Here is a 15,245-nt window from a genome sequence, read left to right as displayed (position 1 = left end):
AGCACGGGGCCGATTATTCACGCTGAACGATGGGTTTCGCCCGACGGCGTCGAAAAGTGCGCAGCTGCGCACTTTCTCAGGCCGACGCGGGGCTCATGCGTTGGCTGATGACGCGGGTGACGCCGTCGCCACGCATGGTGACGCCGTAGAGGACGTTCGCGACGTCCATCGTCGGCTTCTGGTGGGTGATGACGATGAGCTGGGAGTCCTGCCGCAGGTCTTCGAACAAGGCGATGAGGCGGCGGAGGTTGACGTCGTCGAGGGCGGCCTCGACCTCGTCCATGACGTAGAAGGGGCTGGGGCGGGCCTTGAAGATGGCGACGAGCATGGCCAGCGCGGTGAGCGATTTCTCGCCACCGGACAGCAGCGACAGTCGCTTGACCTTCTTGCCCGGGGGTCGTGCCTCGACCTCGATGCCGGTGGTGAGCATGTCGTCGGGGTCGGTGAGCACGAGGCGTCCCTCACCGCCCGGGAACAGGGTCTGGAACACCTGCGGGAACTGCGCCTCGACGTCGACCCAGGCGTCGGTGAACAGCTGGAGGATCTTGGCGTCGACCTCGTCGATGACGCCGGTGAGATCCTTGCGGGCCTGGATGACGTCGTCGAGCTGGGTGGACAGGAACTCGTAGCGTTCCTCGAGGGCCTTGAACTCCTCGAGCGCCAGCGGGTTGACCTTGCCCAGCGCGCGCAGGTCCTTCTCGGCCCGGGCGAGACGTTTCTCCTCCGCGGGGCGGTCGAAGTCCTCTCCGGGGGTGTAGTCGGCCATGAGGTCGGTGATGGACAGGCCGAGCTGTTCGACGATCTTGGTCTCGGCCTCGTCGATACGCACCTGCGCCTGGGTGCGCGCGATGTCGCCGGCGTGGGCGTTGTCGGTGAGTCGGCCCAGCTGCTGCCGGGCCGCGCCCACCTTGTCCTTCGCCCGCGACAGGCGGGAGCTCAGCTCGGCGCGCTGCCGTGCGAGGTCGTCGCGTTCCGACGCCGCCCGCTCCGTCGCGTCCGCCACCCGGGCGGCGACGTCGAGCGCACCCTGCTTGACGACGCCCGCCAGTTCCGCCGCTTCCCGACGCTTCCGCATCACCTCGTCGTGTCGTGCCTTCGCCTGCCGCTCGTGCGCGGCCTGGCGACGCAGCCCCTCCCCCTTGCCGGCGGCCTGCCCGGCGCGTTCCTCAGCGGTGCGCAGGGCGAGGGTGGCCTCCATCTCCATGGCCTTGACCTGCGCGAGCGCGGTGTTCGCCTCGTCGCGGGCGTGGGTCGAGGGTTCCTCCGGGGCGTCGGTGTCCTCCACGCGGGAGAGCCGGTCGCGGGCCTCGTCGAGCTGGTCGCGGAGTTCGGCGAGGCGGGCGTCGGCACCCGTGGCGCGCTCGGCGGCGCGCTGGTGCTCCGCCCGGTTCGCCTCGTACTGCTTCTGCAGACGGGCCAGGTCGCGCTCCCAGCCGGCGAGCGCCTGGTCGTGTTCGCGCAGCGCCGCCTTCGTGGCGGCGGCGTCGACCCGCGATTCCTCGGCGGCGATCCGGGCGCCCTCGAGGGTGCCGGAGAGTTGGTCGAGGACGGCGCGGGCGTCGAGAAGCTCTGTTTCGGCGTCGGCGATCTGGGTGTTCACCTCGACCGGGGACACCGCACCCCGGCCGGCCTGGATCCAGCCCTCGCCGACGAGGACGCCGTCGGGCGTGACGGCGCGCAGGCGCGGGTCCGCGTGGACGACCGCGCGGGCGGCGGGCAGATCGGGGGCGAGCGCGACGTCGGCAAGCAGGCGGTTGAGGGTCCGCGCGAGCCGCTCGTCAGCGTCGATGTGATCGAGTAGCCAGGTGGCGCCGGTGGGGAGATCGGCGTCGAGGCGCCAGGTGTCACCGCGGTTGCCCGCGTCGACGAGGACGGTGCGCGAGGCCCCGTCGAGCTTCTCGACGACCCCCTCGTCCACCGCGCCCACCAGCGCCTCCGCGTGCGCACCGAGCGCCGCCGACACCGCGGTGGCGTGCTGCGTGCGCAGCAGCGAGGCCAGGCTGGGCCAGTCGAGGTCGACGGCGGCGACGGGCACGTTCTGCCGCAGCGTCTCGATGCGCGACTCCAGCGAGTACACTGCCCGCTCCCGCTCCAGCTGCTCGTCGCGCAGCTGGTCGAGGCGCTTGTCGGCGGCCCCGGCCTCGCTGGCGGCCCGGATGTGCGCGTCCTCCAGCGGGGCCCGCTCGGCCTGGAGTTCGGTGATCTTCGCCGCGACCTCCTCGGCCTCGGCCTGGGCGGTCTTCGTGCGGCGCAGGGTCTCGGCGAGGGTCTCCGCCTGGTGCGCGATCTCCTGCTCGGCGGACGCCACTTGCCCGGCCAGGGACTCCTCCGCGGCGATGAGACGGACCACACCTTCACGACGATCGGCGATGGCGCGGACCTGCGCCATGTGCTCGGCCTCCGCTTCCCGACGCGCCTCCTCGCGCTCGAACACCTCGTCGCGGATCGACTCGAGCCGCTCGGCGGCGACCTCCACGGCCTCGGTGAGCTCGGCGAGCTCCTCGTCGGCCTGCTCCGCGCGCCGCTCGAGCGCCTCCGGATCCGGCCCGTTGTAGGCGACGACATCCGCGTTCGACGCGCGCTCGGCGGCGATGCGGGCGGTGGCCGACACGCGCTCCGCCAGGGTGGAGAGGGTGAACCACAGCTGCTGGGCGGCCTCCGCCTGCGGGACGAGGGTCTCCAGCTCGGTCTCGATCTCCAGCTGCTCCCCGCTGGCCTCCTCCAGCAGCCCCGTGACTTCCTCGACCTGCTCGGCGAGCAGGCGGGCCCGCCGGTCGGCGTCCTCGAACTCGCGCCGCAGACGGTGCACGCGTTCGCCGGCGAGGCGGAGGCGGGCGTCGCGCAGCGTGGCCTGGACCGTCTGCGCACGCTGCGCCGCCTCCGCCTGCCGGGCCAACGGCTTGAGCTGCTTGCCCAACTCATCGGTGAGATCCTGCAGACGATCCAGGTTGGCCTGCATGCCGACGAGCTTGCGCTGCGCCTTCTCCTTGCGACGCCGGTGCTTGAGCACGCCCGCCGCCTCCTCGATGAAGGCGCGGCGCTCCTCCGGGCGGGACTCGAGGATCTGCGCCAGACGCCCCTGCCCCACGATGACGTGCATCTCCCGGCCGATACCCGAATCGGACAACAGCTCCTGGATGTCCATGAGGCGGGCGCGGGCCCCGTTGATCTCGTACTCGCCCGCACCGTCCCGGAACATGCGGCGAGTGATCGAGACCTCGGTGTAGTCGATCGGCAGCGCGCCGTCAGAGTTGTCGATCGTCAGCGTCACCTCCGCCCGGCCCAGCGGCTTCCGGTCACCGGCGCCCGCGAAGATGACGTCCTGCATCTTGCCGCCACGCAGGGTCTTCGCCCCCTGCTCGCCCATGACCCACGCCAGGGCGTCGACGACATTGGACTTACCCGACCCGTTCGGCCCGACGACGGCACAGATGCCGGGCTCGAATTTCAGGGTCGTCGCAGACGCGAAGGACTTGAATCCCCTCAGCGTCAGCGATTTCAGGTGCACCCGGTCAGGCTAACACCTGGAAACCGGTCTCCCCCGCAGGCTCCTCCCACTCATGGGTGACGGAGTCGACGCGACCGGGACGTCGGTACGCGGAGGGCTGCTCCTCCAGGCGGGCGAGCATCTCGCCGACCGGGTCGTCCGGACCTTCCAGGACAACGCGCACGCGACCGTCGGTGAGGTTCTCCGCGGAACCGGCGAGTCCCAGCTCCGTGGCCTCACCGCGGACCCACCACCGGAAGCCGACGCCCTGCACGTGGCCGTCGACAAGCGCTACGAGCCGCTTCACTGGACGCGGTCCTCGAGGGAGCGGCGGGTGACCGGATCGGAGCCGTCCCAGTACTCGACGTTCTTCAGCTCGGGCAGCATGTCGCGGTGGAAGACCGGGTCGATGCCCCGGCGGCGCTGCTCGCCGTAGTTCTTGAGCAGCTTGATGGCCACGCCACCGAGCGGGATGATCGCGATGAGGTTGATGAAGACCATGGTCGCGGCGAAGGTGTCGCCCAGGGCCCACACCAGCGGCAGGGAGCCGACGGCACCGAAGAAGACGAAGGCCACGACCACGACGCGGAAGACGTTGAGCCACAGGTTCGACTTGGTGAGGTACTCGATGTTGGTCTGGGCGAGGTAGTAGTTGCCCAGGATCGAGGAGAACGCCAGGAAGAAAAGGATGAAGGTGACGAAGTGGGTGCCCCACGCGCCGACCTCACTGGCCAGTGCGGCCTGGGTCAGCGCCGCCCCCTGGACCTCCTCGCCGTAGGCGATCTCGTTCTTGCCCAGCAGGATGATGAAGGCGGTGATGGAACAGATGAGCAGGGTGTCGAAATACACGCCGAGGGTCTGCACCAGGCCCTGCTTGACCGGGTGGGACACGGTCGCGGTGGCGGCGGCGTTCGGGGCGGAACCCATGCCGGCCTCGTTGGAGAACAGGCCGCGGCGCATGCCGTTCATGAAGGCGGCGCCGATGGTCGCGCCGACAATCTCCTTGAAACCGAGGGCGTGGGTGACGATGTCGACGATGACGCCCGGCACCTCCTGGATGCGCAGCGCGATGACGATGATGGCGACCACGATGTAGGCGATCGCCATGAACGGCACGATGATCTGGGTGGCGCTGGCGATACGGCGCACACCGCCGAAGATGATCAACGCGGTGAGCAGCGCCAGGATGCCACCGACGGCCATCTTGAACCCGTTGTCGTCGCGCTCGAGGGAGCCACCGACAGCCTCCGCGATGGAGTTGGTCTGGATCGCGTTGTACACGAAACCGTAGGTGATGGAGATGAAGATGGCGAAGAGGACCGCCAGCCACTTCGCGTTCATGCCGCGGGTCATGTAGTACGCGGGGCCGCCGTGGTAGTTGCCGTCCGCATCCTTGGTCTTCCACAGCTGGGCGAGGGTGGACTCGATGAAGGCGGTCGCACCACCGATGAGGGCGATCATCCACATCCAGAACACGGCACCGGGGCCACCGAGAGTGATGGCCACGGCCACACCGGCGATGTTGCCGGTTCCCACGCGGGAGGCGGCGGAGATGGTGAACGCCTGGAAGGCGGAGATGCCGCCGTACTCCTCGTCATGGTCCTTGCCCGGGGAGTTGGGCTTCTCCATGACGGCGCGGAACATGTCCGGCACCATGCGGATCTGCACGAGGATGGTGCGGATGGCGAAGTACACGCCGGCCGCGATGAGCACCCACGGTACGGCGGTCCACAGGTTGTCGTTGATCGTCCCTGTGACGAAGTTCTCGAGTTGGTCCATCCTTTAAAGGTAACCCTATATGTGTGGCAGGACACAGCCAGAAACGAAACTGTTACCGACGCCTCTCAGTGCTGGCACTCCGAGCAGTAGTGCGACGACCGCCCACCCACGACGATGCGCCGCAGCGGCGTCCCGCACCGGCGGCAGGGCTCCCCCTCGCGGCCGTAGGCGTTGAGGGACCGCGAGAAGTACCCGGATTCTCCGTTGACGTTGACGTACAGGGAGTCGAAGGACGTTCCTCCCTCGGCGAGGGCACGGCGCATGACTTCCTCGGCGGCGTCGAGAAGCGCGACGGCCTCGCGCTGCAGGAGTGACGAAGCCCGCCTGGTCGGCGCGATGCCCGCCTGCCACAGCGCCTCGTCGGCGTAGATGTTGCCGATGCCGCTGACGACCTCCTGGTTGAGCAGCACCGCCTTGATCGCCGACCGCTTCCGGCGGATGAGCCGCGCCGTGGCCACGCGGTCGAAGTCCGCCTCCAGCGGATCCCGCGCGATGTGCGCCACCGGCACCGGCACCCCGGCGACCTGCGGGGTGTAGAGCCAGCGGCCGAACGTGCGCTGGTCGACGAAATTGAGATCCCGCCCGGAGACCCGCGCCCGGATCCGCACATGGGGTGAGGATGTGGGCCCGATGAGCATCTGCCCGCTCATGCCCAGGTGGACGTAGAGGGCATCCTCGCCGAGATCGAGCCACAGGTACTTGCCGCGCCGGCGCACCGCCGTGATGCGAGCACCAACGAGCAGGTCCGCGAGCGGGACGTCCTGCCCGCGGTTGGCGCGCGGGTGGAGTACCTCGACGTCCTCGAAGACGCCGTCGAGCACGTGCGCCTCGAGCCCGCGGCGCACCACCTCGACCTCAGGCAGTTCCGGCACGCGGATTCTCCCGCAGCAGCAGGAACGCCTGGCGGGCGGACTCCTGCTCGGCGAACTTCTTGCTGCCGCCGACGCCGCTGCCGAGCACGCGCCCGTTGACAGTCACCGTCGCGGAGAACGTCAGGTCGTGCTCCGGTCCGGTCGATGTCGCCTCGTACACCGGCATCGGGAGCTTGAGCTCGGCGACGCGTTCCTGCAGCGTCGTCTTCCAGTCCCGGTGGATGTTGCTTGCCGACGCCCGGTCGATCTTCTCCGCGAACAACCGCAGGATGACACCACGGGCGGTCTCGAAGCCGTGCTCGAGGTAGATGGCACCGAAGAGGGCCTCAGTGGTGTCGGCGAGGATGGAGTCCTTCTCCCGGCCGTCGGTGACCAGCTCCCCCTTGCCGAGGAGAATGTGCTCGCCGAGGTGGATCTCCCGGGCGATGTCGGCCAGGCCGAAACGCGACACGATCGACGCGCGCATCTTCGAGATGTCCGACTCCGGGCGCGAGGGGTACTGCTCGTAGAGCTGGTTGGCCACGGACAGGCCGAGGACGGCGTCACCGAGGAACTCGAGGCGCTCGTTGTTGGGCAGGTTGCCGTTCTCGTTGGCGAAGCTGCGGTGCGTCAGGGCGTGCCGCAGGAGTTCGTCGGGGAGGGCGACACCGAGGGCGTCGAGAAGCGGGGTGTGATCGACCGCGGCGAAGGCCGTGGCGAGCGCCTCCTCCCCGGTGGGACGGTGGCGCTTCCGGCTCACAGGAACTTCTCCAGGTCGGCCCACCGCGGGTCGAGGGGCTTGTGCTCGCCGGACACACCGTCCGGGGAGGGGGTGTCGGAGGCATCGCAACCGCCCTCGCACGTCGGGTTGAACGGCAGGGTGAGGCCGGCCTCGTCGATGACGGCCTGGAGCAGGTCGATCTCATCGCCGACGATCTCGGGCAGCTCGTCGACCTCGCCCTCGTCGTCCTCCTCACCGGTGACGAAGTCATCGGACCCGGAGAACACCTGCTGGACGCGCAGATCCAGCGGCGGGTTGAGATCCCCGAGGCAGCGGACGCACTGGCCGGTCAGCTGGCCGGTGACGGTGGCGTCGGCGAGCACTCCCCCGCCGAGCTGGGTGAGCGACGCGTCGACGGTGACCTCCGCGCCCTCGGCGATACCGATCATCTCCGGTCCGATCCGGGTGGGGGCGGGGCCGGTCTGGGTGCGCTGCTCGAAGTCGGTGAGACGGGCAACGTGAAACACAAAAGGTGAAGTCATAGCGAGTCTGAGCCTACTCAGATCGGCGGCGGGACACACCTGCGCCCCGTCGCAGCGCCTGACGGTCGCGGGTGACGGTGCGCAGAACCTCCGACAGGGAGCTCTCGAACTCGGAGAGCTTGCCGTCGACGAACTCGTCGCACTCGGTGCGCAGACGCTCGGAATCGGCATGCGCTGTGTCGACGATGCGGTGTGCCTCCTCGTTCGCGCGGCGCACGACCTCGGACTCGGAGACGAGGCGCTCCTGCTCGGCGATACCCTCGTCGACGCTGCGACGGTAGGAGTCGTTACCGTCCTGGATGAGGCGGTCGGCCTCGTTCTGCGCACGGTGGACGGTGTCCTCCGCCTCCCGCCGCGCCGAGGTGACCATGTGCTCGACATCGTCCTCGGCCTTGGCGACCATGGTGGTGGCCCGGTGCTGGGCGTCGTCGACAATGTGGTCGGCGTCGGCCTGGGCACGGGAGACGATCTCGTGCGCCTGGGCCTCCGCCTCGGCGATCATCTCGCGGGCGCGGTCCTCGGCCCCGCGGAGAATCTCCTCCTGCTTGTCCAGGACATCCTGTGCGTCGTCGATCTCGACGGGCAGGGCGTTACGGAGATCGTCGAGAAGCGCGAGGGTGTCGTGGCGCGGCACCATGCAGTTGGAGGTCATGGGCACGCCGTAGGCCTGCTCCACGGTCTGGTTGAGCTCGTCCAGGGCTTCGAAAACGCGGTACATGCCCCAAACGATACTGGCCCCGCCGCCCAAAGTGTGGTGCGGCAGGGCCAGTGCAGGCGCAGTCTCCTAGATGACGCCCTGGGCGAGCATCGCGTCGGCGGTCTTCTTGAAGCCGGCGATGTTGGCACCGGTGACGTAGTCGCCCTCGCGGCCGTACTCCTCGGCGGTGCGGGACATGGTGCGGAAGATCTTGGACATGATCTTGTGCAGACGCTGGTCGGTGTACTCGAAGGACCAGGAGTCGCGGGACGCGTTCTGCTGCATCTCCAGGGCGGAGGTGGCCACGCCACCGGCGTTGGCGGCCTTGCCCGGGGCGAAGTGGATGCCGCGCTCACGGAAGACCTCGATGGCCTCCGGGGTGGACGGCATGTTGGCGCCCTCGGAGACGAAGCGGACGCCGTTGTCGGCCAGGGTGCGGGCATGGTCGCCGTTGAGCTCGTTCTGGGTGGCGCACGGCAGGGCGACGTCGGCCTCGAGGTCCCAGATGGAGCCGTCGGTGTGGAAGGTGACGCCGGTGGCCTCCTCCGCGTAGCAGTTGATGCGCTCGCGGCGGTTCTCCTTGATGTCGCGGAGCAGCTCCACGTCGATACCGTTCGGGGCGTGGACCCAGCCGGAGGAGTCGGAGACGCCGATGACGGTGGCGCCCAGCTCCTGGGCCTTCTGGGTGGCGTAGATGGCCACGTTGCCGGAACCGGAGACGATGACCTTGGCGCCGGACATGTCGGCGCCGTGGGCACGCATCATTTCCTGCGTGAGGTAGACGCAGCCGTAGCCGGTTGCCTCGGTGCGCACGAGGGAGCCACCCCAGGCGAGACCCTTGCCGGTGAGGACACCGGACTCGTGCTGACCGGCCAGACGACGGTACTGGCCGAAGAGGAAGCCGATCTCACGGCCACCGACACCGATGTCACCGGCGGGGACGTCCTTGTACTCGCCGATGTGGTTGTGCAGCTCAGTCATGAAGGACTGGCAGAAGCGCATGATCTCGAGCTCGGAACGACCCTTGGGGTCGAAGTCGGAGCCACCCTTGCCGCCACCGATGGGCAGGCCGGTGAGGGAGTTCTTGAAGATCTGCTCGAAGCCGAGGAACTTGATGATGCCCAGGTTGACGGACGGGTGGAAGCGCAGGCCACCCTTGTACGGGCCGAGGGCGGAGTTGAACTGGACGCGGAAACCGCGGTTGACCTGTACCACGCCGTTGTCGTCGATCCACGGCACGCGGAAGATCAGCTGACGCTCGGGCTCGCAGAGACGCTGGATGAGACCGTAGTCGGCGTAGTGCGGGTCCTTCTCCAGCACGATCTTGAGGGAGGCAAGCACTTCTGCGACTGCCTGGTGGAACTCCGGCTCTCCTGCGTTCCGCTTGAGGAGCATGTTGTAGTAGGAGGAGACCTGCTCGTCGATCGACATACGAGTCCTTTCCGGCCCGCAGTCGCGGGCTGCCTGGGGGTGGCTTTTCTAACGGCTAACAGTTTTCACGCGAGACGTCATTCATGCAAGTCATTGACGAGTTGAATGCGTCACTTACCCTACCCCCTAGACTTGGGTCCCATGGTCCACATCATCATCGCCCCCGACTCCTACAAGGGTACCGCCACCGCAGAGCAGGCTGCGCGACTGCTCGGCGAGGGCGTCCGCTCCGTCATCCGCGACGCCGAGATCACCCTCGCCCCCATGGCCGACGGGGGTGAGGGCACCGCCGCGACCTTCGACGGCCGGACGATCACTCTGCCCACCACCGACGCCGCCGGCCGCCTCACCGAGGCCTCCTACGTCTTCGACGGTTCGACCGCCTACATCGACATCGCCGCCGCCTCGGGGCTGCCGGCCGTCGCGGACAACAAGGTGCCGCTCACGGGTGACACCTACGGCACAGGCGTGCTCATCGCCGACGCCCAGACCCGCGGCGCGAGCCGGATCGTCCTGTGCCTCGGCGGTTCCGCCACCTCGGACGCGGGCACGGGCATTCTCGTCGCCCTCGGTGCCACCCCGATGAACGCCGAGGGCTACTCCCTGCCGAAGGGCGGCGGTTCCCTCGGTGACCTCGACAGCATCGACACCGCCCAGCTCAACATCCCCGCGGCGGCCGTCGAGTGGGTGCTGCTCACCGACGTCTCCGCGACCGTCCCCCAGGCCGCCACCGTCTACGCGCCGCAGAAGGGTGCGTCCGCCGAGGACGTCATGCTTCTCGACGCCGCCCTCACCCACGCCGCCGAGACCCTCGGCATCGACCCGCACACCCCCGGCTTCGGCGCCGCCGGTGCGGTTCCGGTGGGCCTGTACTGGCTGTCGACGATGCTGCACGGCACCGCCGACCACATCCACGTCCTGCCCGGCGCGCCGCTCGTCGCCGACGCCCTCGGCCTGCCGGAGTCGATTCCGCAGGCGCAGCTCGTGATCACCGGCGAGGGTGCCTTCGACGAGCAGTCGCTCACCGGCAAGGTCGTGGGCACGATCGCGGACCTGGTGGAGGGCACCGACGCGACCCTCGCGATCGCGGCCGGGCGCATTGACGTGGACCCGGGCGCAGACGTCATCACGGTCGCCATGGGTGAGCCGGGCGACGTCGAGAAGCAGCTTTTCGACGCCGGCGCACAGATCGCCGCGGACTACCTGCGGATCTCCACCGCCCAAGGATAGGTGGCGTCCACCTCGTAGTTCTGCTCCTGCTCGAGCAGCACGGCGTCGCGGGGCAGGTCGGCCTGCGGGGTGAGGAAGCGGGAGAGGACCATGGCCAGCTGGTTCATGGAACCGGTCTGGCCCTCCACGCGGATGAGGTAGCGATGGACCTGCGCGTCGTGGAGATCGTCGCGGTCCTCCCGCAGTCCGTCCTCGACGCCCTCGTACAGGGTCGGGGCGTGATCGTGGGTGACCTCGGCGGAGGTGAGCTTGCCGGCGTCGACAAGCTTGTCCATCGCGTTCTCGAACACCCCCTGGAGCTGGACCGCAGCGGAGTCGGGAATGAGGACATCGAACTGGATTGCAGGCATGAGCACAGAGTAGCCAATAACCTGGTGGGTATGAACCTCCCCGCCAATGCGCACCGCGATCCCATCACCATCATGGCCGACGGCACGATCAAACAGGTCAACCCGTTCTCCGGAACCGAGGTGTGGACCGTGCCCGGGCGCGGGAATCGGCCCCTGTCCAAGCCCGCCGTCGACCCCGCCCCGCTGGGCCCCCACGACCGCGACCACCGCTGTGCATTCTGTTCCGCGACCCCGCTGGCCACTCCCCCGGAGAAGTCCCGCATCGTCCGCGACGGTTCGGACTGGCGGATCCTCCACGGCCTGCTCCCCCACGAACTCGACGACACAGTGCCGGAGTTCCGCCGCGTGCCCAACCTCTTCGAGATCATCTCCTACGACTACTGGGCGAAGAACTACGGCTACGAGATGGACACCGAGACCGCTCAGCGGATGGAGACCTACCTCGCGGATCCGGAGGGCCGCGAGCACGTCCTCGACATCGTGCGCACCCGTCTCACCGCCGGTGGCAAGTCCGCGGACGTCTCCGAGAAGGAGCTGCTGGACTATGTGCCCGCCTACTTCGGCGGCGGTCACGACGTCATCATCGCCCGCCGTCATTTCACCGACGAGGCCACCCACGACAACGAGCTCGCCTCGTCCGGCACGCTGACCCCGGAGGAGCACTTCGCGTTCACGCTGTTCACCATCGACGGCATCGACGACCTCTACCAGCGCAACCGTTACGCCCCCTACGTGGCGGCGTTCCAGAACTGGCTGGCCCCCGCCGGCGCGTCCTTCGACCACCTGCACAAGCAGCTCGTGGCCATCGACGCCCGCTCCGTCCAGGCCGAGCTGGAGATCGCCCGTCTGCGCACCAACCACAACATCTACAACGAGTGGGGCGTCGACTACGCCGGCTACCGCAACCTCATCATCGCGGAGAACGAGCACGCCGTGGTCCACGCCGGTTTCGGGCACCGCTACCCCACCCTGACGATCTACTCCCGTTCCGCGACGCCGGAGCCGTGGCTGCAGTCCAACGACGAGATCCGTGGCATGAGTGACCTCATCCACGCCTGCCACGCCGCGACCGGCCCGGATGTGGCCGTCAACGAGGAGTGGCACCACCGTCCCGTCGATCTCGACCTGCCCATGCCCTGGCGCGTCAACATCAAATGGCGCGTATCGACGCTCGCCGGGTTCGAGGGCGGCACCAAGATCTTCGTCAACACCCTGTCCCCGGACAACGTCCGTGACCGCATGGTGTCGGCGATGTACCGGCTGCGCGACGAGGGCAGGATCGCCCAGGACATCAAGATCGCCACGGAATGCTCGGCGCGCCGCAACTCCCTGCTGTACAACCCGCTGCTGCAGTAGCCCGAAAGTGCGCAGCTGCGCACTTTTCCCGGGGTGTGCGAACAGCCCCTTGCGCGTGTCGAACAGGTTTGCTACGTTCGGAGGTGATCGAACACGATTTCGACACCTGGGGGAACCATGCTCGCCACAACCACCGACCTCGCACGCCTCGACGACACCGACCTGACCACCTGCATCAGCACCGCCAACCGCTCCTTCACCCGCCACAAGGCGGAGTTCATCCGCGCCATCGCCGAGTTCGACGAGCGCGACCTCGCGCGTTCGCTCGGGGCCTCCACCACCGCCACCTGGCTCGTGCGCACGCAGGGCCTGTCCTCGCGCAGCGCCCACGAATACCTCGAGGTCGGGCGCAAACTCCGCGCGTTCCCGTCCCTCACCGACGCCTTCACCCGGGGTGACCTCAGCTACTCCAAGGTCCGCCTGCTGCTGAAGTACATGACCCTCGACAATGAGCACACACTCATCGAGCTGGCCCTGGCGCACACCATCACGGAGCTCGAGTCACTGCTGGCCGGCCACCCGAAGGTCGGCGGCCCGAGCCGGAAGGCCACCAACCGCCTGTCCATGACGGTCTGCCCCGACACCGGCCAGGTGAAGCTGTGGGGCACCTTCGACCCGGAGATCGGTGCCGAGCTGCAGGCCGCGCTCAAGGCTGCGGAGCTGGCGGCCGCCAAGTCCCGGGACGAGGCGGATAACGGGGAGCAGGACCCGGGCCCCGACTCGTCCACCACCCGCTTCGGCCCCCCGGTCGCCTCCAGCCTCCTCGGATCCTTCGTCAGTCTCATCCGCCTGGCGCGCAACAACCCGGTGGCCCGGACGCTGGCACCCGGTGCCCACGTCAACATCGTCATCGACTCCGAGGACAACGCCTGCCTCCCCGGCCAGCCGGGGGCGGAGGGCAAGGACCTGCTGCGCAGCATCATCAACGGGGTCCTCTCGGTGCAGATCCGCGGGAGGGGCGGGCGCATCCTCCACCTGGGGCGCAGCTCTCGCCTGGTTAACGGTGCCCAGACGAAGGCGCTGCTCACCCGCTGGAAGCACCGCTGCGCCACCCCCGGTTGCGACCACGCCCGCTGGCTGCAGTTCCACCACATCCGGGACTGGGCCTCCGGCGGCACCACGGACCTCGACAACCTCATCCCGCTGTGCACCCTCCACCACACGATGATCCAGAGCGGAGAACTCGTCATCGTTCCGGACCGCGTGGATCCGACGCTGCTGCGGTTCCGCTTCCCCGGCGGGGAGTCGTGGACGTCCGTCGACAACGGCCCTCCGGTGCGCGACGACGCCATGGGACAGCACGCCGACGGTTACACCCACGGACCCGTCCCCCACGGGGATGAGGACCTGCTCACGATCTGGGAGCACGAGGACTCCTTCGATGACGTGCAGCCCTGACGAGTGCGCAACTGCGCACTCCACCTCCACTAGAGTTGACGGCATATCACCTGACACTGAAGGAGTTTCCGAACACCCCCATGAGTGACATCTCCCGTCTCCTCTCCCAGCATTCCGCCGATCTCTCCTGGCAGCAGTCCTTCTACGAGGATCTGCACGAGCGCCCGGAGCTGTCCGGACACGAGTACGAGACGGCGGAGAAGATCGCCCGGAAGCTGGCAGACTTCGACTGCGAGGTGACCACCCACATCGGGGGTTACGGCATCGTCGCGGTCTTCCGCAACGGCGAGGGCCCCACCGCGCTGTTCCGCGCCGACTTCGACGCCCTGCCGATCAAGGAGGAGACGGGTGTGCCCTTCGCCTCGACACGGGTGCGCCCGGCGGCCGACGGCACGCAGACGGGTGTCATGCACGCCTGCGGCCACGACATGCACACCACGGCCCTCCTCGGTGCCTGCGCGGTGCTCGACGCCCACCGCGAGGCCTGGTCCGGCACCTTCATCGCCCTGTTCCAGCCTGCGGAGGAGACGGGCGAAGGTGCCGCCGCGATGGTGGCGGACGGCCTGGTCACCCGCATCCCGCGCCCCGACGTGTGCCTCGGCCAGCACATCATGCCCGGCCGCGCCGGCGAGGTGCAGACCATGGCGGGCCCCCAGTTCGCGGCCTGTGACTCCATCCGGATCACCATCCCCGGCCGCTCGGCCCACGGGTCCATGCCCCACAACGCCGTCGACCCCACCTACATCGCCGCGATGGTGGTCATCCGGCTGCAGGGCATCGTCGGCCGCGCCGTGGACCCCAACGACTTCGCGGTCATCTCCGTGGGCACCCTGCGCGCGGGTGCGACGAACAACATCATCCCGGATTCCGCGGAACTGGTCCTCAACTGCCGTTTCTACGACGAGACGACGAAGCGCCGCGTGTATGCCGCCATCAAGCGGGTCGTGGAGGCGGAGTGCGTGGCGTCGGGAAGCGAGGAGGAGCCGACCTTCGAGTTCTTCGGCCACGGTGAGCTGGTGGACAATGATCAGGGTGTCTTCGACGCGGTCCGCCCGGTGTTCGACAACGTCTTCGGTGCGGCCTCGGTCGACGCCCGCCGCACCACGGTGTCGGAGGACTTCTCCAACATCCCCCTCGCCTTCGGTGCGCCCTACATGTACTGGGTCGTCGGCTGCACTCCGCAGGAGCTGTGGGACCGGGCGGTGGCGGAGAATCGGGTGAAGCAGGACGTCCCCGTCAACCACATGAACACCTTCCTCCCCGAGTACGGTCCCACCGTCGACGCCACCACGAAGGCGGCCGCCGCCGGCGTGCTCACTTATCTCGGGCGCTGAGGCGCGGAACAACCTGCCTGCCTATATGCTGAGACAAGTGGCTACCTGAGGTAGCCCTAAAACCTGTTG

General features: G+C 68.5%; 13 protein-coding genes. 4 read left to right on the top strand and 9 right to left on the bottom strand.

Annotated features, from left to right (window positions below):
• Positions 1–76: 76 nt before the first annotated feature.
• From smc to gdhA, 8 genes are all read right to left on the bottom strand, one after another.
• The gene (gene smc / locus B9Y70_RS02380) at positions 77–3,508 is read right to left on the bottom strand and encodes a chromosome segregation protein SMC (protein ID WP_085548627.1); all 3,432 of its coding nucleotides are present in this window, start codon (positions 3,506–3,508) and stop codon (positions 77–79) included.
• A 4-nt stretch (positions 3,509–3,512) separates the two neighbouring features.
• The gene (locus tag B9Y70_RS02375; RefSeq protein WP_085548626.1) at positions 3,513–3,794 is read right to left on the bottom strand and encodes an acylphosphatase; all 282 of its coding nucleotides are present in this window, start codon (positions 3,792–3,794) and stop codon (positions 3,513–3,515) included.
• A complete protein-coding gene (locus B9Y70_RS02370; RefSeq protein WP_085548625.1) occupies positions 3,791–5,266 on the bottom strand; it encodes an alanine/glycine:cation symporter family protein in 1,476 nt (491 codons plus the stop codon). The genes B9Y70_RS02375 and B9Y70_RS02370 overlap by 4 nt, the downstream gene beginning before the upstream one ends.
• Before the next feature lie 65 nt (positions 5,267–5,331).
• On the bottom strand, positions 5,332–6,138 hold the full coding sequence (gene mutM, locus B9Y70_RS02365) for a bifunctional DNA-formamidopyrimidine glycosylase/DNA-(apurinic or apyrimidinic site) lyase (RefSeq protein ID WP_085548624.1): 807 nt from the start codon (positions 6,136–6,138) through the stop codon (positions 5,332–5,334).
• On the bottom strand, positions 6,122–6,877 hold the full coding sequence (rnc, locus tag B9Y70_RS02360; protein WP_085548623.1) for a ribonuclease III: 756 nt from the start codon (positions 6,875–6,877) through the stop codon (positions 6,122–6,124). The genes mutM and rnc overlap by 17 nt, the downstream gene beginning before the upstream one ends.
• On the bottom strand, positions 6,874–7,380 hold the full coding sequence (locus B9Y70_RS02355; protein ID WP_085548622.1) for a YceD family protein: 507 nt from the start codon (positions 7,378–7,380) through the stop codon (positions 6,874–6,876). Before B9Y70_RS02355 ends, rnc begins: the two co-directional genes overlap by 4 nt.
• A gap of 13 nt (positions 7,381–7,393) precedes the next feature.
• On the bottom strand, positions 7,394–8,098 hold the full coding sequence (locus tag B9Y70_RS02350) for a DivIVA domain-containing protein (protein WP_085548621.1): 705 nt from the start codon (positions 8,096–8,098) through the stop codon (positions 7,394–7,396).
• Between the two features lie 66 nt (positions 8,099–8,164).
• On the bottom strand, positions 8,165–9,508 hold the full coding sequence (gene gdhA, locus B9Y70_RS02345; protein WP_085548620.1) for an NADP-specific glutamate dehydrogenase: 1,344 nt from the start codon (positions 9,506–9,508) through the stop codon (positions 8,165–8,167).
• A 141-nt stretch (positions 9,509–9,649) separates the two neighbouring features.
• On the opposite strand from gdhA, the gene B9Y70_RS02340 reads away from it, so the two are divergent.
• A complete protein-coding gene (locus B9Y70_RS02340; protein WP_085548619.1) occupies positions 9,650–10,738 on the top strand; it encodes a glycerate kinase in 1,089 nt (362 codons plus the stop codon).
• On the opposite strand, the gene B9Y70_RS02335 is transcribed toward B9Y70_RS02340, so the two are convergent.
• A complete protein-coding gene (locus B9Y70_RS02335; protein WP_085548825.1) occupies positions 10,708–11,088 on the bottom strand; it encodes a hypothetical protein in 381 nt (126 codons plus the stop codon). The two genes, B9Y70_RS02340 and B9Y70_RS02335, sit on opposite strands and share 31 nt — an antisense overlap.
• A 30-nt stretch (positions 11,089–11,118) precedes the next feature.
• Between B9Y70_RS02335 and B9Y70_RS02330 the strand changes: the two genes are divergently transcribed.
• The 3 genes from B9Y70_RS02330 to B9Y70_RS02320 all read left to right on the top strand — a co-directional run bounded on the left by B9Y70_RS02330 (position 11,119) and on the right by B9Y70_RS02320 (position 15,176).
• Positions 11,119–12,444, top strand: coding sequence for a DUF4921 family protein (locus B9Y70_RS02330; protein ID WP_085548618.1), 1,326 nt, complete (start codon positions 11,119–11,121; stop codon positions 12,442–12,444).
• 117 nt (positions 12,445–12,561) lie between these two features.
• Positions 12,562–13,842 carry an HNH endonuclease signature motif containing protein gene (locus tag B9Y70_RS02325; RefSeq protein WP_085548617.1) on the top strand — a complete coding sequence of 427 codons (1,281 nt, stop codon included), beginning with the start codon at positions 12,562–12,564 and terminating at the stop codon, positions 13,840–13,842.
• A gap of 80 nt (positions 13,843–13,922) precedes the next feature.
• Positions 13,923–15,176: an amidohydrolase gene (locus B9Y70_RS02320; RefSeq protein ID WP_085548616.1), complete on the top strand. Its 1,254-nt coding sequence runs from the start codon at positions 13,923–13,925 to the stop codon at positions 15,174–15,176.
• Positions 15,177–15,245 lie beyond the last annotated feature (69 nt).

This window comes from Corynebacterium pollutisoli (genome assembly GCF_900177745.1).
GTDB classification, from domain to species: Bacteria; Actinomycetota; Actinomycetes; order Mycobacteriales; family Mycobacteriaceae; genus Corynebacterium; species Corynebacterium pollutisoli.
This window is presented reverse-complemented; position numbering and strand designations above follow the sequence as displayed.